The organism is Arthrobacter agilis, from assembly GCF_006494655.1.
GTDB lineage: Bacteria > Actinomycetota > Actinomycetes > Actinomycetales > Micrococcaceae > Arthrobacter_D > Arthrobacter_D agilis.
Genome location: NZ_VHIM01000001.1, coordinates 335,027 through 360,455 on the forward strand (window position 1 = coordinate 335,027; position 25,429 = coordinate 360,455).

Here is a 25,429-nt window from a genome sequence, read left to right on the forward strand (position 1 = left end):
GCGGCCGGCTCAACCGGCCCGGTGTGTGCCGGCGGACCCGTCCCCCGCGGCATCCTGCTCCTGGAACTCGAGGACCGCCCGCCTCAGTGCACGCTCGGGGTCGACGCCTGCCAGAAGCGACTGTCGGGTGAGCTCGAGCAGCGCCCGGCCGATCCGCGCCTCCGCCATCGGGGCCGCTCCGATGCGTCCGTCTGCCTCCCGGTCGCGCCGTGCGGGGACGTCTCCGCCCGTACCATCCTCCGTGCCGGCCGCCGTGCCATCCGCCGCTCCGCCCAGCGGCGCACCTGCACGCTGCAGCGTCGTGGCCGCGAGCGCGAGCGCCGGGAGATGGCGGGGGATGCCGTCGAACGGTGAGCGTCGCGCGGGTTTCTCGCGGCGCTTGACGGCGTGCCAGGTCTCCACGATCTCGTCCAGGGACGCCGGCGGCCCACCGGCTTCCACCAGTGCGCTGCCGTCCGGAGCGAACACGTGCGGATTGCGCCGCACGAGCTTCGCGGTCAGTCCGCCGGCGACATCAGCGAGACCGAAGGCACCGCTCTCGGACGCCAGCTGGGCGTGGAGCACCACCTGGTACAGGACGTCGCCCAGTTCCCCCTGCAGCTCCTCGAGGAGTGCGGGCGGAGGATCGTCCGCCCGCACGACGTCGTCGACCGCCTCGTACAGCTCGTAGGTCTCCTCCACGAGATAGCGGAGGAGCGCATCGTGGGTGAGGGCGGCCGTCCACGGGCAGTGCCGTCGGAGCAGGCCCACCACCTCGACCAGGCGGTCGAGAGCAGCACCGGGCGTCCCGCCCGCTGCGCCCGGCGGCGGTCCCGCTGACGGCATCACGGCGTCGGTCAGGCGGAGGCCTGCTGCACGGCGGCGTCGAAGCTCGCAGCGATGTGCTCGGCGAGCGCCTCCCGGTCCTCGAGCGGGAGGAACGCGGCATCCACGGCGTTCAGGGTGAGCTCGAGCAGGTCGCCGAGGTCGTAGCCGAAGGTGTCGACGAGGAGCTCGAACTCGCCCGTGAGGGTCACGCCGCTCATGAGGCGGTTGTCGGTGTTGACGGTGACCTTGAATCCCAGCTGGTACAGCAGATCGAACGGGTGGGCGTCGATCGTGGTGCCGAAGGCTTCGATGGCCCCGGTCTGCAGGTTAGACGACGGGCACAGCTCGAGCGGGATGCCGCGGTCGCGGACCCACGACGCGAGGCGCCCGAGGTTCGCAACGCCGACCTCCTCGCCATCGGCCGCCTGCTCGTCCTCCGACTCCTCGATCTCGATGTCCTCCGCGATGCGCACGCCGTGGCCGATGCGCAGTGCACGTCCGGACACGAGTGCGTCCTGGATGCTGTCGAGGCCGGCGGCTTCGCCGGCGTGGACGGTCACGGGGAACTGCTCGGAGGCCAGGAAGGTGAAGGCGTCGGCGAACCGGGAGGGCAGGAAGCCGTTCTCCGCTCCTGCGATGTCGAACCCGACGGCGCCCTTGTCACGATGGCGGACGGCCAGCTCGGCGATCTCCTGCCCGCGGTCCGCGTGCCGCATGGCGGTGATGAGCTGACCCACCTGGATGACGCGTCCGGCGGCGATGCACGCCGCCGCTCCTGAGTCGAGGCCCTCCTGCACCGCCTCGACGGCCTCGTCGAGGGACAGGCCCTGCTGCGTGTGCTGTTCGGGGGCCCAGCGCACCTCTCCATACACGACGCCATCCAGGGACAGGTCCTCCACGAACTCGCGCGCCACCCTGATGAGTCCGTCGCGGGTCTGCATCACGGCGATGGTGTGGTCGAAAGTTTCCAGGTAGCGCTCCAGTGAGCCGGAATCCGCCGATTCGCGGAACCAGGCATCGAGCGACTCCGCGTCCTGGGCGGGCAACTCGTGCCCGATCTCTGCGGCGAGCTCGAGGATCGTCGACGGGCGGAGGCCGCCGTCGAGGTGGTCGTGCAGGGAGATCTTCGGCAGGGTCCGGATGTCGATGGCGGCGTCGGAACTGGCGGGGTTCTGGGTCTGGGTCACGCTGTCCAGCCTACGCGATGCGCTTCAGGGCGGGCTCGTCTCGCGGGCTGGTGCGGGCTGGTCCTGGGCGTCCCCGAGGTCGTCCTCGAGGGTGGACTGCAGGGGTGTCGCCCCGCGGACCAAGGCGATCACGCGGTCCACCACGAACCCGATGACGACGGCGATGCCGATCGCCACCGCGACCCCGAGGAGGTGGTTGTGCTCGAACCAGCTACCGGCCACAGCGCCGATGGCGACCGAGTAGCCGGCCCACACCGCTCCGGAGAGGGCGGTCAGCGCGATGAACCGACGCCGCGAGTAGCCCGTGGCACCCGCCGTCAGGTTCACCGCGACCCGGCCGATCGGGATGAACCGCGCCACCAGGATGAGGGAGGCGGCGCGCTTAGAGAGTTCCCTGCCGGCCCAGACGAAGGACCGCTGCATCCGGGGTCGCCTCATCCACCGCCACCGGGTGGTCCCGATGCCCCGGCCGATGGCGTACGCGATGTTGTCCCCGAGGAACGCACCCAGTGCCGCGACGAGGATCAGCAGCCACGGGTTCGGCACGCCCTGCGTGATGACGAGGGACGCGAGGCCGACGACCACGGATTCGCTGGGTACGGGCGGGAAGAAGCCGTCCACCACGCAGCAGACGAGCACCAGCAGGTACACCCAGGGCTGCTCGGCTGCGGCGAGCACGAAATCGCTGAAACCGCTCAGTGTGTTCGCGATCGCGTCCATGGGGCGGGCTCCTCCATCCAGACGCCCCACGCACCGGGCGCGGCACGGGTGCCGCACGACGTCGGAAGGGGCGCGACGTCGGGCTGCGGGGTTCCGGGTGAACCGCGGCGATGCCACGCGTCTGTCCTCGACGCTACCGGTCCGCCCGTCGCGGGACATCGCCCGCACGGGCGACATCGGCGACCGCCGGACTCACCCCGGAGGATGAGTCCGGCGGGGCGCCGACCCCTGCCGCCCGGGGGAGAACCCCGAGAGGGACCTCAGGGTGCGCGCTCCGAGGCGGCCCGGGCAGTGCAGCTAGGCGATGCGGTCGATGATGAGCTGATGGGCCGGGCGCGAGCCCGCGGGAGCGATCACGACGGCGTCCGCCAGCGCCTCGCGCGCGCGGTCGAACTTGTCCGGGGTATCGGTGAGCAGGGTCATGAGCGGCTCCCCCGCCCGGACGTGCGCGCCCGGCTTCGCGTGGAAGCGCACACCCGCTCCGGCCTGCACCTGGTCCTCCTTGCGGGCGCGCCCGGCACCGAGGCGCCATGCAGCGACACCGACGGCCAGAGCGTCGAGTCCCACGAGGACGCCGTCGGCCGGGGCGAGGATCACCTCGGACTCCTTCGCGACCGGGAGGGCGGCCCGCGGGTCGCCGCCCTGCGCCTCGATCATCCGGTTCCACACGTCCATCGCGCGGCCGTCCTTCAGGGCCGCAGCGGGATCGGCGTCGTGCACCCCCGCACAGGCGAGCATCTCCTCGGCGAGGCGCACCGTGAGTTCCACGACGTCGGCCGGTCCGCCGCCGGCGAGGACCTCGACGGACTCCTGGACCTCGATGGCGTTGCCGGCGGTGAGGCCGAGGGGCGTGCTCATGTCGGTCAGGAGCGCCACCGTGTTCACCCCGGCATCCTTGCCGAGCGCCACCATCGTCTCGGCGAGTTCGCGGGCCTGCTCCACGCTCTTCATGAACGCACCGCTGCCCACCTTCACGTCGAGGACGAGCGAGCCGGTGCCCTCGGCGATCTTCTTGCTCATGATCGAGGACGCGATCAGTGGGATGGCCTCGACCGTCCCGGTGACGTCCCGCAGGGCGTAGAGCTTCTTGTCGGCGGGTGCGAGCCCGGTACCGGCAGCGCAGATGACCGCGCCGACCTCGGAGAGCTGACGCATCATGTCCTCGTTGCTGAGGTGCGCCTGCCAGCCGGGGATGCTCTCGAGCTTGTCCAGGGTGCCGCCGGTGTGCCCGAGACCGCGACCCGACAGCTGCGGGACGGCCACGCCGAAGACCGCGACGAGCGGGGCCAGGGGCAACGTGATCTTGTCGCCCACGCCACCGGTCGAGTGCTTGTCGCTGGTCGGACGGCCGAGCGAGGAGAAATCCATGCGCTCCCCCGAGGCGATCATCGCGGCGGTCCAGCGCGAGATCTCCGCACGGTCCATGCCGTTGAGCAGGATCGCCATGTTCAGGGCGGACATCTGCTCGTCCGCGATGGCACCGCGCGTGTAGGCGTCGATGGTCCAGTCGATCTGCTCGGGGGTGAGCGTGCCGCGGTCGCGCTTGGTACGGATGATGTCGACGGCGTCGAAGGCTTCGGTCATGAGGTGTCCTCGCAGGGGTGTCGGGAGGGAAAAGGGGAAGGGTACGGTGCGGGGCAGGAGCGCCGCGCGGGCGGTGCTCCTGCCGGGTCAGGCGAGGTGCTGCGGCCCGAAGGCGTCCGGCAGGACCTCGTCCATGGTGCGGATGCCGCTGACGGTCATGAGCACCATGTCCGGCGCGCGGAACTCGTACAGCAGCTGGCGGCACCGGCCGCACGGCATCAGCGTTGTGCCGGCGCCGTCCACGCAGCTGAAGGCGCGGATCCGCCCGCCCCCGCTCATCGCGAGGGCGCTCACGAGCGCACACTCGGCGCACAGCGTCAGGCCGTAGGAGGCGTTCTCCACGTTGCAGCCGGAGATGATCCGGCCGTCGTCGAGCAGGGCCGCAGCACCCACGGGGTACGTGGAGTAGGGGACGTAGGCCTTCTGCATGGCCTCCTTCGCCGTGGCGGCGAGCTCGTCCCAGGGGATGTCGTCGTGCTGTGTCATGCGGACCTCCTAGCCCTTGATGTACGGGATGCCGCTGGCTCCCGGCGCGCGTGAACGGCCCACGAGACCTGCGACCGCGAACACCGTGACAACGTACGGCAGCATGCGGAGGAACTGGTCCGGCACCGGGGTGCCGAGCAGGCTCAGGACGTTCGAGAGGTTGGTCGCGAAGCCGAACAGCAGCGCGGCGAAGAAGGCTCCGATGGGGTTCCAGCGCCCGAAGATGAGGGCTGCCAGCGCGATGTAGCCCTGGCCCGCGGTCATGTCGCGGCCGAAGCCGGACACGGCGACGAGCGTGAAGAAGGACCCTCCGATACCCGCGACGACGCCGGCGAGCAGCACGTTCATGAACCGCATGCGGTTGACGTTGACGCCGAGCGTGTCCGCCGCCTTCGGGTGCTCGCCCACGGCACGCGTGCGCAGTCCCCAGCGCGAGTGGTAGAGCGCCACGTAGATGACAGCCACCGCGACGTACATGAGATAGCCGACGATGGTCTGCGCGAAGAGGATGGGACCGATCACCGGGATGTCCGCGAGCAGCGGTATCTCGATGACGGGCAGGCGCGGCGGCGAGTTCCAGCGCTCCGAGTCCTCGGTGAGGACCGCGGAGAACAGGAAGCCCGTGAGCCCGGAGACCAGCACGTTCAGCACGACCCCGACGATCACCTGGTTGACGACGTAGCGGATGCTGAAGATCGCGAGGACGAGCGAGACGAGGACCCCGGCGACGGCCGCCGCGACGAGCCCCACGATCGCGCTCCCGGAGAGCGACGCCGCCACGGCCGCCGCGAAGGCCCCGAACAGCAGCTGCCCCTCGATCGCGATGTTGACCACGCCGGAGCGTTCGCACAGCACGCCCGAGAGGGAGCCGAAGATCAGCGGCACCGCGAGGGTCACGGAGCCCGCGAGGAGCCCGTAGAGGGCGACGTTCGGAGTCCGGGCGCTGCCGACCACCCAGGTCAGGAAGGCGATGAGGAACAGGAGGGCGAACACCGCCAGCACCCACCGGGGCACCTTCCGGCCCGAGCGCGTGTGCAGGACGGCGAGCACGGCGAGCGCGACCATGGCGAGCGCTGCGACCCACCCGATGACCGGTGCGGACACGACGATCGGGGGCAGGACGAAGCGGTCGCTCTGCTCCGAGAGCCTGAAGGTGACGTCGTTGCCGGGTGCCCCGAGCGCGAACACGAGCAGGGAGAAGAGGGCGACGACGGAGAGGATGATGGCGTTCCGCCAACTCCGCACGCCGGTGGTGCCGGCCGTGCTCACGGACGCTGGTGCTTCGGTGGCTGTACTCATGCTGCTGCTCCGGTCGAGGCTGGCGTGGGAGTGGTGGGACCGGCCTTGGCTGTGCGCGCGGCGCCGGGTGCCGGGAGGCGGAAGACCGCCCGGATGAGCGGAGGAGCCGCGATGAAGAGGACGATCAGGGACTGCACCACGAGGACGATGTCGATGCTGGTGCCCGTGGAGGCCTGCATGGTCACGCCTCCGGCACGGAAGGCACCGAAGAGGATGCCCGCGGCGAAGGTGCCCCAGGGCGAGGAGCGGCCGAGCAGCGCCACCGTGATCGCGTCGAAGCCGAAGCTCGCGGCCACGCCGGAGGTCAGCACCTTCTCGGTCCCGGACACCTGGGCCACGCCGGCGAGGCCGGCGAGTGCCCCGGCGATCGCCATCGCGAGGATGTAGCCCTTGCTGACGCTCACTCCCGCGGTCCGGGCGGCGCTCGGGTTCGCGCCGACGGCGCGCAGCTCGAAGCCCACGGTGGAGCGGTTGAGCAGCCACCAGACGAACACGGTTGCGACGACGGCGACGACGAAGCCCCAGTGCAGGCGGAAGGCCGAGCCGAGCAGCGGCGGGTAGATCGCCGTCGCATCGAGTTGCGGGCTGATCGGGTTCGTGGAGCCGGGCCGCTGGAAGGCCGGCGTGCTGAGGAAGTAGAGCACCAGGTTCGTCGCGATGTAGTTGAACATGATCGTGAGGATGACCTCGTGCGCGCCGGTGCGCGCCTTGAGGACCCCGACGAGGCCCGCCCAGATCGCTCCGCCCACCATGCCGGCGAGGATCACGAGGAGCAGGTGGAGCCCTGCAGGAAGGTGAAGGGTGAAGCCCACCCAGGCTGCGAAGGTCGCCCCGATGAGGATCTGGCCCTGGGCGCCGATGTTGAACAGGCCGGCGCGGAAGGCCAGCGCAACGCCCAGCCCCGCGCAGATGAGCGGTGTCGCGACAGTCAGCGTCTGCGTGAGCGGATAGATCACGCGGGTGAACGATCCTCCCCCGACGTTGATCACCGATCCCTGGAACAGGGCGATGTACGCGCTGGAGGCCGCGGACCAGGCCGCGCCGAGGGTGTCCTGCGGACGACTGAAGAAGTAGGACGACGCCCTGGCGACCTCGGGATCCGTGACCGCGATGAGCAGACCGCCGAGGATCAGGGACAGGACGACGGACAGGACCGCGACGAGGGCGTTCCCCGTCATGATGCGCTGCAGGAGCGGCGCCTCGGGCGCTGGACCGGTGCCGGGGGCCGCGGTCGTCGCCGCGGCGGCGGGCGGTGGAAGCTCGCCGTCGGCCGTCTCGGCCGCGTTCTCGAGGCGGACCTCGTCCTGCCGTGCGGCGTCCTTCGCATTCCCGCGGGTGAGGTTCTCTCCCCTGCCGTGTGCCGGGATCTCCGGCTTCTCCTCCTGCGGGGTCACAGGTCTCCTCCTTGAACGTCGTGTGCCTGGGCGAGTGCTTCGTCGCCGGACATGCCTGCCATCATCAGCCCGAGGACGTCCCGGGAGACCGTGCCGGGCACGATCCCCATCAGGCGGCCGCGGTAGAGCACGGCGATCCGGTCGGCGAGTTCGAGGACCTCGTCGAGTTCGGTGGAGACGATGATCACCGGGGTGCCGCTGTCACGCTCCGCCACGATGCGGCGGTGCAGGAACTCGATGGAGCCGACGTCCACACCGCGGGTGGGCTGGGAGGCGATGAACAGTTTGAGTGGCCGCGAGAACTCGCGGGCCATGACGACCTTCTGCTGGTTGCCGCCCGACAGGGTGCCCGCGGGAGCCGACGCGGACTGCGTCCGCACGTCGTACTCCGCGATCTTCTCGTCCGCGTTCCGCGCGATCGCGGCCTGGGACATGGACAGTCCCTTGGCGAACGGGGCGCCGTCGTAGCGGTTGAGGATGAGGTTCTCCGCGACCGAGAAGGTGCCGACGAGGCCCTCCACACTGCGGTCCTCGGGTACGAAGCCCACGCCCGCCCGGATGACGTCCTTGACGCGGCGTCCCACGAGTTCGTCCCCACCGAGCGAGATCGACCCGGTGACGTGGTCCTGGAGGCCCATGATCGCCTCGGTCAGCTCGGTCTGGCCGTTGCCCTGGACGCCGGCGATGGCGAGGATCTCGCCTTCCGCGACATCGAAGCTGAGTCCGTCCACCACGCGCTGTCCGTTGGCGGCCTGGACCGTCAGGTCGCGCACCGAGAACGTCACCGCCCCGGGCGTCGCGGGCTGCTTGTCGAGGGTCAGGCTGACCGACCGCCCGACCATGAGCGAGGCGAGTTCGGTGGTCGGCGCGTCGGGATCGGCGGTCCCGACCACCTTGCCGCGGCGGATCACGGTGATGACGTCGGAGACCGCCTTGACCTCGCGCAGCTTGTGCGAGATGAAGACGATCGACTTCCCGTCCGCCTTGAGCTGCGCCATGATGCCGAGCAGTTCATCGGTCTCCTTGGGCGTCAGCACGGCCGTGGGCTCATCGAGGATGAGCACCTCGGCGTCGCGTACCAGGGCCTTGATGATCTCGACCCGCTGCTGCACGCCCACCGGGAGGTCCTCGACCACGGCGTCGGGATCGACGTCGAACCCGTACTGGTCGGAGATCTGGCGGATCCGCGTGCGCGTCTCCTGGAGGTCCAGCATGCCGCCGGCCTTCGTGGCTTCGTTGCCGAGGGCCACGTTCTCGGCGACGGTGAACACCGGGACGAGCATGAAGTGCTGGTGCACCATGCCGATGCCCGAGGCCATCGCGTCGCCGGGGCCCTTGAAGGTCACCGGCTTGTCATTGACGAGGATCTCGCCCTCCGACGGGTCGTAGAGACCGTAGAGGACGTTCATCAGCGTGGACTTCCCTGCACCGTTCTCACCGAGCAGGCTGTGGACCTGGCCCGGCTCCACGACGAGATCGATGGAATCGTTGGCCACGAGCGATCCGAAGCGCTTCGTGATGCCGATCAGTTCGAGTTTCACAACCCAACCAGCCTGTTCTGTTCTGTTCTGGTGCTCTCCCGGAGGGACCTCCGGGGAATGCACGGAAAGGATACCGGCTGCGGCTTCGGGGCACGCAGCCGGGGCAAACGCAAACCGCCTTCCCCCCGGCGTGGTTCCGCGGGAGGAAGGCGGTTCGGTGGAACGTTCCTGCTACTGGGGGCTGGCGGCCGAATCGACCGAGATCTCGCCCGAGATGATCTGTTCCTTCAGCTCGTCGAGCGTGGTCTGCAGATCGGCGGGGACGTTGGCCTCCTGGTCGTGGAACGGCGCCAGCGCGACGCCGCCGTTCTCCAGGGTGCCGACGTACGGCGTGTTGTCGAAGTTGCCCTCGACGTCCGTGCTGATGACGTCCTCGACGGCGTCGCCCATGAGCTTCATGACGGAGGTGAGGATGAACTCCTCGGCCTTGCCCGCGGTCTCGTAGCCGTCCGAGTCGACCCAGATGGCCTTGACGTCCTTGCCACCCTCGTTGGCCTCGACGACGGCGTCGAGCGTGCCCGAACCGACCGGACCGGCGACCGGCATGATGATGTCGGCACCCTCGTTGATGAAGTTCTGGGTGTTGGTCTTGCCTGCGGCCTGATCCTCGAAGTTGCCGACGAAGGTGCCGTTCTGGCTCTCCTTGTCCCAGCCGAGGAGCTCGACGTCGCCGCCCGTCTCCTCGTTGAAGTAGGCGACACCCTCGGCGAAGCCGTCCATGAAGATGGTGACCGTCGGGATGTTGATGCCGCCGTAGGTGGCGACCTTCCCGGTCTCGGTCGTCGCCGCGGCCGCGTAGCCCGCGAGGAACGCGGCCTGGGCCGTGTCGTAGATGATGGGCTTCACGTTGGGCAGGTCGATCGAGTTGTCGTCGACGATCGCGAAGTTCGTCTCGGGGTTGGCCTCCGCGGACTCCTTGGTGGTGTCGGCGAGCAGGAAGCCGACCGTCACGATCAGGTTGCAGCCGCCCTGGACCATGCTGTCGACGTTCGGGCCGAAGTCGGTCTCCGCCTGTGACTCGGCCTGGTTGGTCTCGATCCCGAGGTCCGTCTCGGCCTGCTTCAGTCCCTCGTAGCTGGACTGGTTGAACGAGCGGTCGTCGAATCCACCGGAGTCGGAGACGATGCAGCCCAGGTAGTCGGTGGCCGCGGCGGCGCTGGCGCCGCCTGCTGCGGGTGCCTCCTCGGCGGGCGGCGCACCGCAGCCGGAGAGGACGAGGGCCGAGACGCCGAGGACGGCGGCGGACAGGCCGGTTCCGCGCGAAAGCTTGCGCAGTGAGTTCTTCAAAATGCCTCCAGGAAAGAAATGCGCCACGGGGACGAATACCAGTGAGTGTCCATCACGGGTCACGATTGATCCGAGGCTCTGTTTTCACTGAAGACCGTGGCGCCGCGACACCGTCGGTGCAGCACGTATGCGAACATCCTAAGGGCCAAGTGATGCGGAACACTATTCGACCGGTCCGCCGTGCCCGATCGTTCGGCATTCGTTATGCGCAGGGTGCTGAGCAGGCAGAGGGGAGGGGCCCGCAACCCCGGAGGGGCGCGTTGCCCGCTCAGCGTTGGCCGCCGAGCACCGCCTGGAGGGCCGCAGCTGTCATCACACGGATGCCGTAGCCGATGGCGCGCTCGTCGGGCGCGTAGTCCCCCCGGTGCAGGTCGAACGTCTCACCCTGCGGGGTGCGCGTCCCGAGGCGCATCATGGCTCCCGGAACCTCCTGCGTCATCCACGCGAAATCCTCCCCACCCATCGACTGCGGGGTCAGGACGACGGCGCCCGCACCGAGCTCCGCGCGCGCGGCAGCCTCCAGCAGACCCGTTTCCGCCTCCTGGTTGACCACGGGGGGAACGCCACGGATGTGCTCGAGCTTGACGTCGACACCGAAGGGAGCAGCGACCTCGCGGACGGCGCGGTCGAGCATCTCCCCCGCGGATTCCCAGGCCTCGCCGTCGAGACAGCGCAGGGTGCCGGACATGAAGCCGTGAGCGGGGATGGCGTTCGGAGCGGAGCCCGCGTGGATCTGCCCCCAGACGACGGAGACGGCGCTGCGCACGTCGATACGGCGGGACAGGACGGCCGGGACGTTCACCGCGATGGTGGCCAGGGCGAAGACCAGGTCCTCGGTGAGGTGGGGGCGTGAGGTGTGGCCGCCCCGCCCGCTCAGCTCCACCCGGATGGTGTCCGATGCCGAGGTGATGGCGCCGATGCGCGTTCCCACGAGTCCGACGTCGATCCTGGGGTCGCAGTGCAGCGCGAGGATGCGCGGCAGCCCGACCAGCACGCCCTGGGCGATCACGTCGAGGGCCCCACCGGGCATCATCTCCTCGGCGGGCTGGAAGATGATGCGGACGGTGCCGGGCAACGGTGTGGTGGCATGGAGATCAGCGAGCACGAGTGCGACGCCGAGCATCACCGTCGTGTGGATGTCGTGCCCGCAGGCGTGCGTGACGCCGGGCGAGGCCGAGCGGAAGTCCAGCCCGGTCTCCTCCATGATGGGCAGGGCGTCGATGTCGGCCCGGAGCCCGAGCCGGAGCGGCCCGCTGCCGATGTCCACGAACGCCCCGGTTCCCTCGAGCCGCTGCGGACGGAGCCCCGCCTGCTCGAGCCTCGCCACGATCAGGTCGGTGGTGCGCTGTTCCTTGTAGGAGAGCTCGGGGTGGCGGTGGATGTCACGGCGGATCGAGGTCAGTTCCGGGAGCAGCGGGGTGAGGGACGCCGCTACCCGGGAGGCAGGAGGGCTCTGGAGGCTGGACTTTTCCACTCCCTCACCCTACCGATCCCCGCCGCCCGGACCCGCATGACCGGCGTCGGCCGCGTCACGCACCGGTCCCCGATCGCGCGGCCCGGTTGCCGCCGACGGTCAGAGGACGTCGGTGTCGCCGCTGGCCCGGAGGCGCTCGACGGCCTTCTTGACCTCCTGCGCGTGCTCCTTGGTGGTCACGAGGAGCGCGTCGGGCGTGTCGACGATGACGACGTCGTCGATGCCGATGAGCGCGATGACGCGCTTGGTGTCCGAGACCACGATGCCGGAGGCGTTCTCGGAGAAGACGCGGGCGCCCTCGCCCATCACCGTCAGTTCGCTGTTCTCCTCGGCGGGGTTGAGGCGGCCGATCGCCGCGAAGTCCCCGACGTCGTCCCAGCTGAAGGCGCCGGGGATCATGGCGACGTCACCGGCTGCGGCGGCCGGCTCCGCCACTGCATAGTCGATGGCGATCTTGGGAAGGGTCGGCCAGACGCGGCGTGCCACCTCGACGCGCTGCGGGGTGTCCCACGCCTCGGCGATCTCCATGAGCCCCGCGTAGAGCTCGGGCTCGTTCGCGGAGAGATGCTTGAGCATGAGGTCGACCGGCGCCACGAACATGCCGGCGTTCCACGAGTAGTTGCCGCTCTCCATGTAGCCGTCCGCGACCTCCTGTGAGGGCTTCTCGACGAACTCGATGACGGCGTGCGCGCTGGGTGCACCCTCGATGGCGAGGGGCTCACCCGCCCGGATGTACCCGAACCCCGTGGAGGGGTGCGTGGGCTCGATCCCGATGGTGACGATGTACCCCTGCGCCGCCGTGTGGATGGCTTCGCGCACGGCGTCCTGGAACACCTCGACCGGGGAGATCACCTGGTCGGCGGCGAAGGAGCCCATGATGATGCGCGGGTCGCGCTGGTGCAGGATGGCGGCCGCGAGCCCGATCGCGGCGCCGGAGTCCTTCGGCTCCGATTCCAGGACCAGATCGAGGTCCTCGATCTCGGGGAGCTGCTCCAGCACCGCGCGGCGGTGCACGATCCCGGTCACCACCATGGTGCGCCCGCCGCAGAGCGGTCGGAGGCGGTCGTAGGTGGCGCGGATCAGCGTGCTGCCGGAACCGGTGAGGTCGTGCAGGAACTTCGGAGCTGCTGCACGGGACAGCGGCCAGAGGCGCGTGCCGGTGCCTCCCGCGGGAATCACGCCGTAGAAGCGCTCCAGCACGGCGTCAGGGGTGTGGGCTGCCGCCCTCTCGGTACTCATCCGTTCCACGGTAACCGACGCACGGTGGCCGCCCGGAACCGTCGCACCCGCACCTGGGCCGACGCGGGTGTCAGCGGAGGCGTGACAGAGGGGTTAACAGGGGTGTTAACAAGGTCACAGGTGAGGGGCCCCTAAATTGAACCGGAAGTGTCACCGGCCTAGATTATTCTTATCAGAAGAGTGCTGTCGCACCGGCGTAATCCCTGCGTATATCGCGCTAACGCCCATGCGATGCAGGGAGGTAATTTCAATGCCGAAGACACTGACTAAGTCGCTGACACCAGCGGGCACCCTTTACCGCGGCCGGGAAGGCCAATGGTCCTGGGTGGCACACCGCATCACCGGAGTGGTGATCTTCTTCTTCCTCCTGGTCCACGTGCTGGACACGTCGCTCGTGCGCGTCTCGCCGGAAGCCTATGACGCGGTGATCGCCTCCTACAAGAACCCCATCATGGGCCTGGGAGAGCTGGGCCTCGTGGCAGCGATCGTCTTCCACGCCTTCAACGGCATCCGCGTCATCCTGGTGGACTTCTGGAAGAAGGGCCCCAAGTACCACCGCCAGATGCTCTGGAGCGTCGTAGGCCTCTGGGCGGTCGTCATGATCGCCTTCTCGATCCGCCATCTCTCGCACGTCTTCGGAGGTTAGTACCCATGGCTACCCCAACCATTGAAAGCCCCCGTTCCGGCCGTGTGGCGCCGGGCTACTCACGCACCCAGGGCTCCCGCGGCAACTTCGAGATGATCGCATGGCTCTTCATGCGCATCTCCGGCGCCATCCTCGTGGTCCTGATCTTCGTCCACCTGTATGTGAACCTGGTGGCCGGTGACGGCATCAGTGGCATCGACTTCGGCTTCGTGGCCGGTAAGTGGGCCAGTCCCGTCTGGCAGATCTGGGACCTGACGATGCTGTGGCTCGCGATGCTGCACGGGACGAACGGCATCCGGGTGATCATCAACGACTACGCCGAGAAGAACAGCACCCGCATGTGGCTCAAGGGTGTCCTGTACACCTCGACCGTCGTGATCGTCGTGCTCGGCACCCTCGTGATCTTCACCTTCGATCCCTGCCCCGTCGTCAACGGCGTCGCCCACGTCGCGGACTACTGCCCCGCCCCGTAACACCTGCCGCAGCGCGGCACGACCGCATGGAGTGGCTCCGGGCCCACCGTGCACCCCCACCGGTTTCAACAGAAAGAGCGACCAGCATGCAGGTCCACAAGTACGACGTCGTCATCGTCGGCGCGGGTGGCGCGGGAATGCGCGCAGCCATCGAGTCGGGGCAGCGGGCCCGCACCGCCGTCCTGACGAAGCTCTACCCCACCCGTTCCCACACGGGCGCGGCGCAGGGCGGGATGTGCGCGGCCCTCGCCAACGTCGAAGAGGACAACTGGGAGTGGCACACCTTCGACACCGTCAAGGGCGGCGACTACCTCGTGGACCAGGACGCGGCCGAGGTCATGGCGAAGGAAGCCATCGAGGCCGTGCTGGACCTGGAGAAGATGGGCCTGCCGTTCAACCGGACGCCCGAGGGCCGGATCGATCAGCGGCGCTTCGGCGGACACACGCGTGACCACGGTAAGGCACCGGTCCGCCGCTCCTGCTACGCCGCCGACCGCACGGGTCACATGATCCTGCAGACCCTGTACCAGAACTGCGTGAAGCACAACGTCGAGTTCTACAACGAGTACTACGTGCTCGACCTGCTCATGGTCGACCAGGAAGTCACGGTCGACGGCGAGACGCGGATCGAGAAGCGCGCTGCCGGCGTGGTCTCGTACGACCTCGCCTCGGGCGAACTCCACATCTTCCAGGCCAAGTCGATCGTGTTCGCCTCGGGCGGTGTCGGCAAGGTCTACAAGACCACCTCGAACGCGCACACCCTCACCGGTGACGGCATGGGCATCGCGTTCCGTCGCGGCATCCCCCTCGAGGACATGGAGTTCTTCCAGTTCCATCCGACCGGCCTGGCCGGCCTCGGTATCCTCCTCTCCGAAGCGGCCCGTGGCGAGGGCGCGATCCTGCGCAACTCGGAGGGCGAGCGCTTCATGGAGCGTTACGCACCGACCATCAAGGACCTGGCACCGCGCGACATCGTGGCGCGCTCGATGGCCAACGAGGTCCGTGAGGGACGCGGAGCCGGGCCGAACAAGGACTACGTCCTGCTCGACCTCACGCACCTCGAGCCCGCGCACATCGACGCGAAGCTTCCCGACATCACGGAGTTCGCCCGCACGTATCTCGGTGTGGAGCCCTACACCGAGCCGGTCCCCGTGTTCCCCACGGCGCACTACGCGATGGGCGGCATCCCGACCAACATCAAGGCGGAGGTCCTCGCGGACAACGACACCGTGGTACCCGGCCTGTACGCCGCCGGTGAGGTGGCCTGCGTATCGGTCCACGGGTCCAACCGGCTCGGCACGAACTCGCTCCTCGACATCAACGTGTTCGGCAAGCGGGCAGGCATCGCCGCCGCCGAATACGCCCTGACGGCCGATTTCGTGGAGATCCCCGAGAACCCCACCGCGGAGACCGAGGAACTGCTCGACCGCGCGCGGAGCTCGGAGGGCGGCGAGCGGGTCGCACTGATCCGCAAGGAGCTCCAGGACATCATGGACGCCAACGTCCAGGTGTTCCGGACGGAGGAGACCCTCCTCGAGGCGCTGAGCGTCATCGACTCGCTCGAGGAGCGGTACACCCGGATCACGGTGCAGGACAAGGGCAAACGCTTCAACCTGGACCTGCTCGAGGCGGTGGAGCTCGGCTTCCTGCTCGACATGGCGAAGGTCATGACGGCGGCGGCCCTGCACCGGAAGGAGTCGCGCGGCGGACACTTCCGGGAGGACTTCCCCGAGCGTGACGACGAGAATTTCATGACCCATTCCATGGCCTACAAGGATCCCAGCGCTGTTCGGACGAGCGGCGTGCGCCTTGAGACCAAACCGGTAATCTTCACCCGATACCAGCCCATGGAGCGTAAGTACTGATGAGCACTGAAACGATGGAGAAGGAGCCGGCCTCCAAGGTCGAGCTCGCACCCGGTGTCGGTGGCGGCGGAGAGATCCCCACCTTCGACATCACCCTGAAGGTCCGCCGCTACAACCCCGAGGTGTCCGACGACGCCCACTGGGACGAGTGGCAGCTGACCATGTACGGCACGGACCGTGTGCTGGATGCACTGCACAAGGTGAAGTGGGAGCACGACGGCACCGTCTCGTTCCGCCGCTCCTGCGCGCACGGCGTCTGCGGATCGGATGCCATGCGCATCAACGGTCGCAACCGCCTGGCCTGCAAGACCCTGCTCAAGGATCTCGACACATCCAAGCCCATCCTCGTGGAACCGATCAAGGGCCTGCCGGTGGAGAAGGACCTGATCGTGGACATGGAGCCGTTCTTCCAGTCCTACCGGGAGATCATGCCGTTCCTGATCAGCAAGGGTCACGAGCCCACCAAGGAGCGCCTGCAGTCCTCCGAGGAGCGCGAACGGTACGACGACACCACCAAGTGCATCCTGTGTGCCGCATGCACGTCGTCCTGCCCCGTGTTCTGGACCGACGGCCAGTACTTCGGCCCTGCTGCGATCGTGAACGCGCACCGCTTCATCTTCGACTCGCGTGATGATGCGGGCGACATGCGCCTGGAGATCCTCAACGACAAGGAGGGCGTCTGGCGCTGCCGGACCACCTTCAACTGCTCCGAGGCCTGCCCGCGCGGCATCCAGGTGACCAAGGCCATCTCCGAGGTCAAGCAGGCCATCCTGACCCGCAAGGTCTGAGCTCCACCACCCCGGCTGGGTCCTGCAGCACGCAGACCCTGATACGACGAAGGGCGGCCCGTTCCACGACGAGCCGCCCTTCGTCATGTCGGGGTCGGGATCAGGTCTGGGTCCCCCGGCGGCTCCGCTGCCTCAGCGTTCCCGCCTTGGCCCGGTGCCGCCGCTGCTGAGCCACCTCCTCGTCGGCCGAGGCCACGGCACACCATGCCGTCGCGACGAGATACACCTGGCTGAGGAGGAAGAACCAGATGAACAGGGCGAGGATCACGGCGAACGAGAGCAGCAGTGGATTGCTGAAGCTGCCGAGGATCTGGGTCGAGAAGGTCCGCAGCAGCGTGCTTCCAAGACCCGCGATCATGGCGCCCTGCAGCAGGATGGACCGCGGCATGTCGATCTCCGAGGCCGAGCGGAGCAGCACCACGGCCACGAGGGTGTCCAGGATGATCATCAGCAGGAATCCGGCCCCCTGCGTCAGCACCTGACTCACGCCCTCGAGATCCAGGAAGGACAGCACGGCTCCCAGCGTGTTGTTCGCGACCACGCCGAGCGCCGTGGTGACCAGCATGATGACCCCGAGCACCAGGAGCGTCCCGAGATCCCGCATCCGGAGCAGGACCGGATGGACCGCGACCGGTCGGAGCGCGAAGATTCCCCGCATCGCCTGTCGCATCCCGCCGATCCAGCCGAGGGATGTCACCACCATGACGGCCGCGGACACCACGATCGCCCACCCCAGGCCGCTCGTCGCGGAGAAGAGCGCGGTCGCGGTGAGCAGGCCCTCCTGCTCCCCCGGGATCTTGATCAGGCCCGGGACGGACCGGTCGAGAGCATCGATCGCGATGTCCCGTAGCACGTCGTTCCCGGCGATCACGATGCCGAGTGTCGCGAAGCCCACGACCAGCAGGGCCGCGATCGCGAAGAACAGCCGGTACGCCAGGCCCGCCGCCATGAGCGGCCCGCGCCGCTGGACGTAGAGCTGGAGGACCCGCACGGGTCGCAGGAGATTGAGACGGGACAGCACCAGGTCGGTCCGGGCGAACAGCAGCTCGATCCCGCCGACCCCCGAGCGTGTCAGGCGCCCAGTGCGGACCTGGGCGTCGATGGCCTTGCGGCGCAGGTCCGGAAGACTCGCCGGGGACGGCCGGTCAATCTCGGGCGGCTTCGGAGCCGTCAGTGTCCTCGCCAAAGTGCAGCTCCTCCCTCAGCTTCCAGAGGCCCGATGGGACATGCTCGTACAGTCCCATCGAGCGTACGTCGAACGAGGCCTCGAAGGACCGCAGTTCGTCGATGGCAGCATCCATGCCGGCCTCGGACACATCATGGGCCACTGTGACGTGCGGGTGGAAGGGGAAGTCGAGGTCGCGGTCGAGCGGTCCTGTCTGGAGTCGGGAATGGAGCTCCACGCACTCGTCGAAGCCGTCGACGATCCGGAGGAACACCACGGGTGAGACGGGGCGGAAGGACCCCGTGCCGAACAACCGCACCGTGAAGGGTCGTTGCCCACCCGCGACGGTCCGCACATGGGCGATGGTGGCGTCCCAGTCGGACGCCGGCGTCGTCGTGATCAGTGTGATGTGCGGCGGGACCACGGCAGCCATCGGGTCGCCGAACGACGCCCGCCACGCCTCGAGCAGTCCCGCGAGCGGATCGGGGATCGGAATGGTGATGCCCACGCAGCTCCCTCCCGGTCCGCTCGGCGACGGGACTGCCGCCGTCGGACTGGAGTGGAGCGAGGAGGAGCACATGGTTCAGCGGGCTCCGGCCACCGGCAGGAAACCGACACGCTCGTAGACAGCAGCCAGCGTGGGAGCTGCCAGATCCCGTGCCTTGGCAGCGCCGAGGGCCAGCAGCCGGTCGAGTTCTGCCGGGTCGGACAGCAGTTCCTCGGCGCGGACCCGCACGGGACCGAGGGTGTCGGCCACCGCCGCTGCGAGATCGACCTTCAGGTGGCCGTACATCCGCCCCTCGTACGCGGCTTCGAGGTCCTCGACGGTCCTGCCGGTCAGGGAGGAGAAGATGGCGAGCAGGTTGGAGATGCCGGGCTTGGCCGCGCGGTCGAACCTGATCTCCGACCCGTCGTCGGTGACCGCCGATCTGATGCGTTTCGCCGAGACCTTGGGATCGTCCAGGAGGTTGACGAGCCCCGCCGCGGACGACGCCGACTTCGACATCTTGGCTGTCGGGTTCTGGAGGTCGTAGATCTTCGCGCTGTCCTTCTGGATGAAGGGCTTCGGCACGACGAAGGTCTCACCGAACCGCGAGTTGAAGCGCTGCGCCAGGTCGCGGCTGAGCTCCACGTGCTGGCGCTGGTCCTCCCCGACCGGAACGCCGTCCGGCTGGTAGAGGAGGATGTCCGCGGCCTGGAGGATGGGATAGGTGAACAGGCCCACGCTGGCGGAGTCCGATCCCTGCTTGGAGGACTTGTCCTTGAACTGCGTCATGCGCGATGCCTCGCCGAAACCGGTCAGGCAGTTCAGCACCCAGGCCAGTTGCGCGTGTTCGGGGACGTGGGACTGCACGAAGAGCGTGGCCCGCTCCGGATCGACTCCCCCGGCGATGTACTGGGCGGCCGTGGTCCGGGTGCGCTGGGCCAGTTCGGCGGGATCCTGCGGAACGGTGATCGCGTGCAGGTCCGGGATGAAGAAGACGGCGTCGTAGGTCTCCTGCAGGCGCACCCAGTGCACGAGCGCCCCGAGGTAGTTCCCGAGGTGGAGCGACCCCGCGGACGGCTGCATCCCCGAGAGGATGCGCTGCCGCCGCCCGGTCGTGGGAGCTGTCGCGGAGCCGGTCGCTGAAGTGGCCGGTGAACTGGTCGGGGTGGTCATGATGGTCCTAGATCTGGTAGTCGACGACGAGCGGGGCGTGGTCGGAGAACCGGGTGTCCCAGCTCGGGGCCCGGTCGACGTCCGCTCGTGCCGCGCTCTCCGCGAGTGCCTGCGTGGCCAGCTGGTAGTCGATGCGCCAGCCGGTGTCGTTGTCGAATGCCTTGCCCCGCCAGGACCACCAGGTGTACGGGCCGTCGACGTCGCCGGCGAGGTGCCGTGCGACGTCGACGAAGCCGCACTCCTCCGAGAAAAACCGGTCGAAGTAGGCCCGCTCCTCCGGCAGGAACCCGGCGTTCTTCAGGTTGCCCTTCCAGTTCCGGATGTCGCGCTGCGTGTGGCCGACATTGAGGTCCCCCATGACCACGGCGTGGTCGGAGGCCTCCCTGAGCTGGGGAAGCCGCGTGGCCATCGCGTCGAGGAAGCGATATTTGTCGTCCTGCTTCTGTGTGCCGACCTCACCCGAGTGGACGTAGGCGCTGACGACGGTCAGGGTGGCACCGTTGACGTCGAAATCGGCCTCGACCCAGCGGCCGGCGGTGTCGAAGTAGCTGTCGCCGATCGTGGTGCGCGTGGCCGTCGGCTCGATGCGGGACGCGATCGCGACGCCGGCCCGGCCCTTCGCCTCGGCCTCGGTGTGGAGGATGGACCACTCGTCCCCGAGGAGGTCCCGCACCACGGCGTCGGGCGCGCGCACCTCCTGGAGGCAGAGGATGTCGACGTCCCGGCCGTCCAGCCACTGCTGCATGCCGCGCTTGTAGGCGGCGCGGATTCCGTTGACATTGACGGAGGCGATGCGCAGGGGTTTCCGCGGGGGGTTCGATGCCGGACTCACTCGATCAACCTTACCCCGCAGGGCATGTCGCATCATCCTGGCGGGCCGCGACGATCAGTCGACGACGGTGCCCTCGACGGGCCCTTCGCCGGAGGTCTTCATCATGGATCGCGCGTTGTGCGAGGTGATCTCGATGGTCTCGAGGGCGCGCTCCACCATCCCCTCGTCCGTGCCGAGATACTCGCGCACCACGCCGACCTGCACCTGCACGATCTTGAAGCTGTGATCGAGCTTCAGGTCCCGCGCGCGGTCCACGGCGACCGGCGCCGTGCCCTGCGACCCTGCCGCACCGAAACCGCCGTGGGCCTGTAGCCGTTCTGCTGCCTTGCGTGCAGCACCCCTGAGACTCAGCACCACGTAGGTGAAGATGAGCAGCCACCCGAGCGAGATGATGACCACGAGCCATCCGATCACGTCGTTCTGGTTGGCGGCGAACACCACGGCGACGAGGAACACCACCAGCATCACCGCCATCCCGGCACTGCCCATGCGCATACTGACACCCCGGCCCGCAGGCCGCCCATCGCTCCCTAGAGACTGCATGGGTCCATTCTCCCGTATCGTGCCGGCACCCCCTGCTCCTTCCACCGCGGGCGAACTGTCAGGGAGTTCGAAGGTTTTTCCCATCCGGCCCCATCCGTGATGCCGGTCACCCCGAAGTACAGTCACGCGCGCCCCACGGTGCGCTTCATTCGCACACTGGAGGAGTACCCCATGAACAAGAAGATGCGTCTCATCGCAGTACCGGCCCTGGCCATCAGCGCCGTCGCCCTCGCCGGCTCGCCCGCCATGGCAGCCCACGACGGCTCCTACTCCTCGACCCTGGGCCAGCTCAACGGCACCACGGGTACCGGAACCATCACCCTCGACGTCGCCGGCGACCAGGCGACGGTCAACCTGCAGGTCTCCGGGCTCGCCCAGACCTTCATGGACGCGCCGTACCCCCACGTCCAGCACATCCACGGCGGCGCCGCCGGTGTCTGCCCGACTCCCGCCGACGACGCGAACGGCGACGGCATCATCAGCGTCTCCGAGGGCGCTCCCGGCTACGGCGGCATCCAGACCACCCTGACCACCTCCGGCGCCACCACGCCGGCCGAGGGCCTGAACCTCGCCCTCGGCGGACAGGGCGGAACCTACTCGATCAACCGCACCATCACGATCGACGAGGACACCCAGAAGTCACTCGCCGCCGGTACCGCCGTCGTCGTCGTCCACGGGCTCGACCCCGCAACCTCCACCGGTTCGGCCGAGGCCTTCAACTCGCCCAGCGACCTGAACCCCGACCTGCCTCTCGGCGCCACGTCGCCTGCACTGTGCGGCACGCTCGTGCAGACCCAGATGGGCGCCATGCCGTACGGCGGAGCTGACACCGGTGTTGCCACCGAGTCCTCCTCCAACACCGCGGGCATGATCGCCCTCGGTGGCGGTCTGGTCCTCGCAGCAGCAGCCGGCGGAACCTACGCAGTGCGCCGCCGCGCAGCCCACACCGCATAATCCTGATCCTGCACCATGATCAGTAGAGCAAACGGCCACCGCTTGGGCTTCACGGCCCCGGCGGTGGCCGCCCTTTTCCTCCTCGCGGGGTGCGGGTCACCGGACGCCACCTCCGCTGCGCCCTCCGTCGCCGCCTCGGCCTCCGTCACCGCCGCGCCTTCCGCCACGGCAGAAGGGCCGACGACGGCCGCCCCCTCCGCGACGGCTTCGCCGGTCCCCGCCGGGACACCGTCGTCGGCCCCTGCCGCGGCGCCGTCGCCCGCTGCTTCCCCCCAGCCCGACGTCCTCGCCGCCTCCGCGCCGGTCACGCTCGTGATCCCCTCGGTCGGGGTGCGATCCGACCTGCTGAGCCTCGGCCTCCGCGAGAACCAGAGCCTCGAGGTGCCGCCCGACGGTCCCGGTGCCCCGGCCGGCTGGTACAACCAGTCCCCCACGCCCGGCGACCGCGGCCCCGCGGTGCTGCTCGGCCACGTGAACGCCACCGACGGCGGGAAGGGCGTCTTCGCGGATCTACGGGCCCTGGCGGCGGGAGACCGCGTCGACGTGCTCCGCGCGGACGGGTCCACGGCCACGTTCGAGGTCCAGCGCGGCGAGCAGTACCAGAAGGACGACTTTCCCACGCTCACCGTGTACGGCAACACCCCGGGATCCGAGCTCCGCCTGATCACCTGCGACGGCTACAACCCCGACACCGGGGAGTTCGACGACAACTACGTGGTGTACGCGACCCTGGTCCTCTGACGTGCGGCGGTGCCGGTCCGGCCACGCGGACCGGTGATCGCGCCGCCGCGGCACGGGTCCGCCGTTCCTGCCGCCCGCTCTAGCTGAGGAACAGCGTCCGTAGGCGCGAGGTCGTGAGCAGCATCCCCACCGCGATCATCACGACGAAGTAGCCGAGGTGCACGATCGTCGCGGGAGAAAAGGACGCGACGCTGATCTGGCGCAGCAGTTCGACGCCGTGCCACAGCGGCAGGGCCTGGATGAACCACTGGACGCCCTGCGGGTAGACGCTCAGCGGGTAGAACGTCGCCGAGAAGAGGAACATCGGCAGCATCACGAAGTTGACCCATTCCATCTGCTGGAAGGTCTTCATGAAGCTGGTGATGCCCATGCCGAAGGACGCGAACCCGAAGGCGATCAGCACGGACGCCGGCACCATCAGCAGGGCGAGCGGTGTGGTGATGAGCCCCATGACGGCCATGACGGCTGTGAAGCCCGTGGCGTACAGGGCGCCGCGGAGGAGCGCCAGGAAGATCTCGCCGATCGCGACGTCCAGCGGACCGAGCGAGGTGTAGAGCATCCCCTGGTAGAGCTTGGCGAAGTTCATCTTGAAGAAGACGTTCCAGGTGCTGTCGTAGACCGCCCCGTTCATGGCGGACACGGCGAGGAGAGCCGGCGCGATGTAGGCGGCGTAGCTGATGGGCTGCCCGTCGGGCCCGTCGACGGAGCCCACGAGCGCGCCGAGCCCCACACCCATCGAGACCAGGTACAGGACGGGCTCGAAGAAACCCGACACCATGACCAGCCAGTTGCTGCTGCGCGTCGCGAGCAGTCCCCGCGCGATGACGGCCCGCGCGTTGCGCGAGTAGAGCGCGGCCAGCGGGCGCTTCGAACCCTTCAGCGCGTAGTCCTCGGCGGTCAGCTGCGCACTCACTTCCCCAGCCTCCGCGCGTAGACCGAGCGGGCCAGCCGCAGCCCGCCGGCCGCCAGGAGCACGAGGTACAGGACGTGCACGACGGCGAGCCAGAGGGGGACCTCGTGACCGTAGGTCAGGGCACGGCCGAGTTCGGTGCCGTGCCACAGCGGCGAGATCCACCCGATCCAGCGGAGGAACACCGGGAGCGTGTCGAGCGGGAAGAACGTCCCGGAGAACAGGAAGAGCGGCGTGACGATGAAGCGCATCACGAGCGCGAACTGTCCCTTGTCCTCCTCCACGCTCGCCGAGTACGCCATGAGCGGGAGCCCGAAGGCGAGTCCGCACAGCACGGCGACCGGGACGGCGACGACGCCGGTGGCGGAGGGCGACGCCCCGAACGCGGCGACGATCAGGAAGTAGATGATGGTGGTGACGGTCAGCCGCGTGCTGACCGCGATGATGTGCCCCTGCACGATCTGGTCGGTGTTCAGCGGCGAGGCATGCGGTCCGTAGTAGACCCGCCTCCACTTGAAGCCGTCCATCACGGGATAGGTGAACTCCGTGGCGGCCGTCATGATCGTCGCCGATGCGAGCAGCGCCGGCGCGATGAAGGCGAGGTAGCTGACACCTCCGAAGGCGCCCTCCGAGTTCCGGTCGACGAGGGTGGCCAGGCCGATGCCCATCGCGAAGAGGTACATGACCGGCGTGCCGACGCTCGAGGCGAGCAGGGTCCACTTGTAGCTGTTCATGGATCGCAGGACGTGCTCGGCGTAGTACCAGGAGCCGAACGTACGGGCCCGGCGCGCCGAGACCTCCGGCTTGTGCGCGGAGAGCCGGTACGGCGGTGCGGCTGCCTCCTCGGTGCTGGGCGTGGCGTCAGTCAACGAGGCTCCTCCCTGTCAGGCGGAGAAAGACGTCCTCGAGCGACGAGCGCCGTACGAGGGACGTGATGGGACGCAGACCGCGCGACGTCACCTGCTCCAGCGTCGCCTCGCCGTCGTGCGCGTAGATCAGGACCCGGTCGGGCAGGGGCTCGAGGCGGTCGCCGATGCCCTGCAGGTCTCCCGCGACGGTGGTGTTGCGTTCGGACCCGAAGCGGAGTTCCAGCACCTCCCGCGTGGAGTGTTCGCGGATGAGCTGCGCTGGCGATCCCTCGGCCATGATCCGGCCCTTGTCGACGACCACCAGGCGGTCGCACAGCTGCTCGGCCTCGTCCATGTAGTGCGTGGTGAGGATCAGCGTCACACCGGACTCCTTGAGCCGGAAGAGCCTGTCCCACAGGATGTGTCGCGCCTGGGGGTCGAGCCCCGTGGTGGGCTCGTCCAGGAGGAGGATCCGGGGCTCGTTGATGAGCGACCGCGCGATGGTCAGCCGGCGCTTCATCCCGCCGGAGAGCGCGTCCACCCTGGCGGACGCCTTGTCGGTGAGCTGCGCGAACTCGAGCAGCTCGTCCGCCTTGGCCTTCAGGTAGCTCATCGGCAGACCGAAGTAGCGACCGTAGACGATGAGGTTGTCGCGGACCTTCAGCTCCTCGTCGAGGTTGTCCTGCTGAGGGACCACGCCGAGATGTGCCCGGACCTCCGGCCCGTGCTCCTCGGGGTCGAGCCCCATGATGGTGAGCTGCCCGGAGGTGCGCTGGGACACGCCGCCGATCATGCGCATGGTGGTGGACTTCCCGGCGCCGTTCGGTCCCAGCAGGCCGAAGGACTCACCCGCCGGGACGTCGAAGGAGATGCCGTCGACGGCCTTGAAATCGCCGTAGTGCTTGCTGAGCCGGCTGGCGGAGATGACCGGCGGACCGGCGGGAAGTGTGGGCACCCGCCCAGCCTAGGCGAGAACACCCATTGGC

At 68.7% G+C, this 25,429-nt stretch carries 25 protein-coding genes; 6 read left to right on the top strand and 19 right to left on the bottom strand.

Annotated features, from left to right (window positions below):
* Nucleotides 1-9: 9 nt before the first annotated feature.
* The 11 genes from FJV46_RS01465 to FJV46_RS01515 all read right to left on the bottom strand — a co-directional run bounded on the left by FJV46_RS01465 (nt 10) and on the right by FJV46_RS01515 (nt 13,018).
* Nucleotides 10-825, bottom strand: coding sequence for a MazG nucleotide pyrophosphohydrolase domain-containing protein (locus tag FJV46_RS01465; protein WP_087031125.1), 816 nt, complete (start codon nt 823-825; stop codon nt 10-12).
* An 11-nt stretch (nt 826-836) separates the two neighbouring features.
* Nucleotides 837-1,994, bottom strand: coding sequence for an adenosine deaminase (locus FJV46_RS01470; protein ID WP_087031128.1), 1,158 nt, complete (start codon nt 1,992-1,994; stop codon nt 837-839).
* 24 nt (nt 1,995-2,018) lie between these two features.
* Nucleotides 2,019-2,693, bottom strand: a complete 675-nt coding sequence (locus FJV46_RS01475) for a DedA family protein (protein ID WP_087031931.1) — start codon at nt 2,691-2,693, stop codon at nt 2,019-2,021.
* 318 nt (nt 2,694-3,011) lie between these two features.
* Nucleotides 3,012-4,298, bottom strand: a complete 1,287-nt coding sequence (locus tag FJV46_RS01480; protein WP_087031132.1) for a thymidine phosphorylase — start codon at nt 4,296-4,298, stop codon at nt 3,012-3,014.
* 87 nt (nt 4,299-4,385) lie between these two features.
* Complete coding sequence (locus FJV46_RS01485; protein ID WP_087031135.1) at nt 4,386-4,784, bottom strand: cytidine deaminase; 399 nt, start codon at nt 4,782-4,784, stop codon at nt 4,386-4,388.
* 9 nt (nt 4,785-4,793) lie between these two features.
* Nucleotides 4,794-6,083, bottom strand: coding sequence for an ABC transporter permease (locus tag FJV46_RS01490; protein WP_087031138.1), 1,290 nt, complete (start codon nt 6,081-6,083; stop codon nt 4,794-4,796).
* Complete coding sequence (locus FJV46_RS01495) at nt 6,080-7,477, bottom strand: ABC transporter permease (RefSeq protein ID WP_370684704.1); 1,398 nt, start codon at nt 7,475-7,477, stop codon at nt 6,080-6,082. Before FJV46_RS01495 ends, FJV46_RS01490 begins: the two co-directional genes overlap by 4 nt.
* Entirely contained in the window at nt 7,474-9,018 is a 1,545-nt protein-coding gene (locus FJV46_RS01500) for an ABC transporter ATP-binding protein (RefSeq protein WP_087031142.1), read from the bottom strand. Before FJV46_RS01500 ends, FJV46_RS01495 begins: the two co-directional genes overlap by 4 nt.
* 171 nt (nt 9,019-9,189) lie before the next feature.
* Nucleotides 9,190-10,305: a BMP family lipoprotein gene (locus FJV46_RS01505; RefSeq protein ID WP_087031146.1), complete on the bottom strand. Its 1,116-nt coding sequence runs from the start codon at nt 10,303-10,305 to the stop codon at nt 9,190-9,192.
* 268 nt (nt 10,306-10,573) lie between these two features.
* A complete protein-coding gene (locus FJV46_RS01510; RefSeq protein ID WP_087031149.1) occupies nt 10,574-11,779 on the bottom strand; it encodes an amidohydrolase in 1,206 nt (401 codons plus the stop codon).
* Between the two features lie 99 nt (nt 11,780-11,878).
* The gene (locus FJV46_RS01515) at nt 11,879-13,018 is read right to left on the bottom strand and encodes a mannose-1-phosphate guanylyltransferase (RefSeq protein ID WP_087031152.1); all 1,140 of its coding nucleotides are present in this window, start codon (nt 13,016-13,018) and stop codon (nt 11,879-11,881) included.
* Nucleotides 13,019-13,268: 250 nt separating this feature from the next.
* Between FJV46_RS01515 and sdhC the strand changes: the two genes are divergently transcribed.
* The 4 genes from sdhC to FJV46_RS01535 all read left to right on the top strand — a co-directional run bounded on the left by sdhC (nt 13,269) and on the right by FJV46_RS01535 (nt 16,790).
* Nucleotides 13,269-13,664: a succinate dehydrogenase, cytochrome b556 subunit gene (gene sdhC, locus FJV46_RS01520; RefSeq protein ID WP_232008593.1), complete on the top strand. Its 396-nt coding sequence runs from the start codon at nt 13,269-13,271 to the stop codon at nt 13,662-13,664.
* A 5-nt stretch (nt 13,665-13,669) separates the two neighbouring features.
* Nucleotides 13,670-14,137, top strand: coding sequence for a succinate dehydrogenase hydrophobic membrane anchor subunit (locus FJV46_RS01525; protein WP_087031158.1), 468 nt, complete (start codon nt 13,670-13,672; stop codon nt 14,135-14,137).
* A gap of 86 nt (nt 14,138-14,223) precedes the next feature.
* Complete coding sequence (sdhA, locus tag FJV46_RS01530) at nt 14,224-16,002, top strand: succinate dehydrogenase flavoprotein subunit (protein ID WP_087031161.1); 1,779 nt, start codon at nt 14,224-14,226, stop codon at nt 16,000-16,002.
* A complete protein-coding gene (locus tag FJV46_RS01535; RefSeq protein ID WP_087031163.1) occupies nt 16,002-16,790 on the top strand; it encodes a succinate dehydrogenase iron-sulfur subunit in 789 nt (262 codons plus the stop codon). The genes sdhA and FJV46_RS01535 overlap by 1 nt, the downstream gene beginning before the upstream one ends.
* A gap of 100 nt (nt 16,791-16,890) precedes the next feature.
* Here FJV46_RS01535 and FJV46_RS01540 read toward each other — a convergent pair whose 3' ends face one another.
* From FJV46_RS01540 to FJV46_RS01560, 5 genes are all read right to left on the bottom strand, one after another.
* Nucleotides 16,891-17,976, bottom strand: a complete 1,086-nt coding sequence (locus FJV46_RS01540; protein ID WP_087031166.1) for a YihY/virulence factor BrkB family protein — start codon at nt 17,974-17,976, stop codon at nt 16,891-16,893.
* On the bottom strand, nt 17,936-18,463 hold the full coding sequence (locus tag FJV46_RS01545; RefSeq protein ID WP_306298300.1) for a 2'-5' RNA ligase family protein: 528 nt from the start codon (nt 18,461-18,463) through the stop codon (nt 17,936-17,938). The genes FJV46_RS01540 and FJV46_RS01545 overlap by 41 nt, the downstream gene beginning before the upstream one ends.
* A 75-nt stretch (nt 18,464-18,538) precedes the next feature.
* Nucleotides 18,539-19,615 carry a tryptophan--tRNA ligase gene (trpS, locus tag FJV46_RS01550; RefSeq protein WP_087031172.1) on the bottom strand — a complete coding sequence of 359 codons (1,077 nt, stop codon included), beginning with the start codon at nt 19,613-19,615 and terminating at the stop codon, nt 18,539-18,541.
* A 7-nt stretch (nt 19,616-19,622) separates the two neighbouring features.
* Nucleotides 19,623-20,480, bottom strand: coding sequence for an exodeoxyribonuclease III (locus tag FJV46_RS01555; RefSeq protein WP_087031175.1), 858 nt, complete (start codon nt 20,478-20,480; stop codon nt 19,623-19,625).
* 21 nt (nt 20,481-20,501) lie between these two features.
* Nucleotides 20,502-20,990, bottom strand: a complete 489-nt coding sequence (locus FJV46_RS01560; RefSeq protein ID WP_087031178.1) for a hypothetical protein — start codon at nt 20,988-20,990, stop codon at nt 20,502-20,504.
* 171 nt (nt 20,991-21,161) lie between these two features.
* On the opposite strand from FJV46_RS01560, the gene FJV46_RS01565 reads away from it, so the two are divergent.
* Nucleotides 21,162-21,944: a GVDTG sorting domain-containing protein gene (locus tag FJV46_RS01565; protein ID WP_087031937.1), complete on the top strand. Its 783-nt coding sequence runs from the start codon at nt 21,162-21,164 to the stop codon at nt 21,942-21,944.
* A gap of 15 nt (nt 21,945-21,959) precedes the next feature.
* Nucleotides 21,960-22,685, top strand: a complete 726-nt coding sequence (locus tag FJV46_RS01570) for a class F sortase (RefSeq protein WP_087031181.1) — start codon at nt 21,960-21,962, stop codon at nt 22,683-22,685.
* A 79-nt stretch (nt 22,686-22,764) separates the two neighbouring features.
* Here the strand turns inward: FJV46_RS01570 and FJV46_RS01575 are convergent, their stop codons facing one another.
* The 3 genes from FJV46_RS01575 to FJV46_RS01585 are packed head-to-tail and all read right to left on the bottom strand — an operon-like array spanning nt 22,765 to nt 25,398.
* Entirely contained in the window at nt 22,765-23,598 is an 834-nt protein-coding gene (locus tag FJV46_RS01575; protein WP_087031184.1) for an ABC transporter permease, read from the bottom strand.
* Nucleotides 23,595-24,464: an ABC transporter permease gene (locus FJV46_RS01580; protein WP_087031186.1), complete on the bottom strand. Its 870-nt coding sequence runs from the start codon at nt 24,462-24,464 to the stop codon at nt 23,595-23,597. The genes FJV46_RS01575 and FJV46_RS01580 overlap by 4 nt, the downstream gene beginning before the upstream one ends.
* Complete coding sequence (locus FJV46_RS01585) at nt 24,457-25,398, bottom strand: ABC transporter ATP-binding protein (RefSeq protein ID WP_087031190.1); 942 nt, start codon at nt 25,396-25,398, stop codon at nt 24,457-24,459. Before FJV46_RS01585 ends, FJV46_RS01580 begins: the two co-directional genes overlap by 8 nt.
* Nucleotides 25,399-25,429: the final 31 nt, after the last annotated feature.

Excerpts from the sequence above, each read along its gene's own strand:
- FJV46_RS01465 (WP_087031125.1), bottom strand. The coding sequence starts at position 825 with ATGCCGTCAGCGGGACCGCCGCCGGGCGCAGCGGGCGGGACGCCCGGT.
- FJV46_RS01480 (WP_087031132.1), bottom strand. The coding sequence starts at position 4,298 with ATGACCGAAGCCTTCGACGCCGTCGACATCATCCGTACCAAGCGCGAC.
- FJV46_RS01485 (WP_087031135.1), bottom strand. The coding sequence starts at position 4,784 with ATGACACAGCACGACGACATCCCCTGGGACGAGCTCGCCGCCACGGCG.
- FJV46_RS01490 (WP_087031138.1), bottom strand. The coding sequence starts at position 6,083 with ATGAGTACAGCCACCGAAGCACCAGCGTCCGTGAGCACGGCCGGCACC.
- FJV46_RS01515 (WP_087031152.1), bottom strand. The coding sequence starts at position 13,018 with ATGAGTACCGAGAGGGCGGCAGCCCACACCCCTGACGCCGTGCTGGAG.
- sdhC (WP_232008593.1), top strand. The coding sequence starts at position 13,269 with ATGCCGAAGACACTGACTAAGTCGCTGACACCAGCGGGCACCCTTTAC.
- FJV46_RS01525 (WP_087031158.1), top strand. The coding sequence starts at position 13,670 with ATGGCTACCCCAACCATTGAAAGCCCCCGTTCCGGCCGTGTGGCGCCG.
- sdhA (WP_087031161.1), top strand. The coding sequence starts at position 14,224 with ATGCAGGTCCACAAGTACGACGTCGTCATCGTCGGCGCGGGTGGCGCG.
- FJV46_RS01535 (WP_087031163.1), top strand. The coding sequence starts at position 16,002 with ATGAGCACTGAAACGATGGAGAAGGAGCCGGCCTCCAAGGTCGAGCTC.
- trpS (WP_087031172.1), bottom strand. The coding sequence starts at position 19,615 with ATGACCACCCCGACCAGTTCACCGGCCACTTCAGCGACCGGCTCCGCG.
- FJV46_RS01555 (WP_087031175.1), bottom strand. The coding sequence starts at position 20,480 with ATGCGACATGCCCTGCGGGGTAAGGTTGATCGAGTGAGTCCGGCATCG.
- FJV46_RS01560 (WP_087031178.1), bottom strand. The coding sequence starts at position 20,990 with ATGCAGTCTCTAGGGAGCGATGGGCGGCCTGCGGGCCGGGGTGTCAGT.
- FJV46_RS01565 (WP_087031937.1), top strand. The coding sequence starts at position 21,162 with ATGAACAAGAAGATGCGTCTCATCGCAGTACCGGCCCTGGCCATCAGC.
- FJV46_RS01570 (WP_087031181.1), top strand. The coding sequence starts at position 21,960 with ATGATCAGTAGAGCAAACGGCCACCGCTTGGGCTTCACGGCCCCGGCG.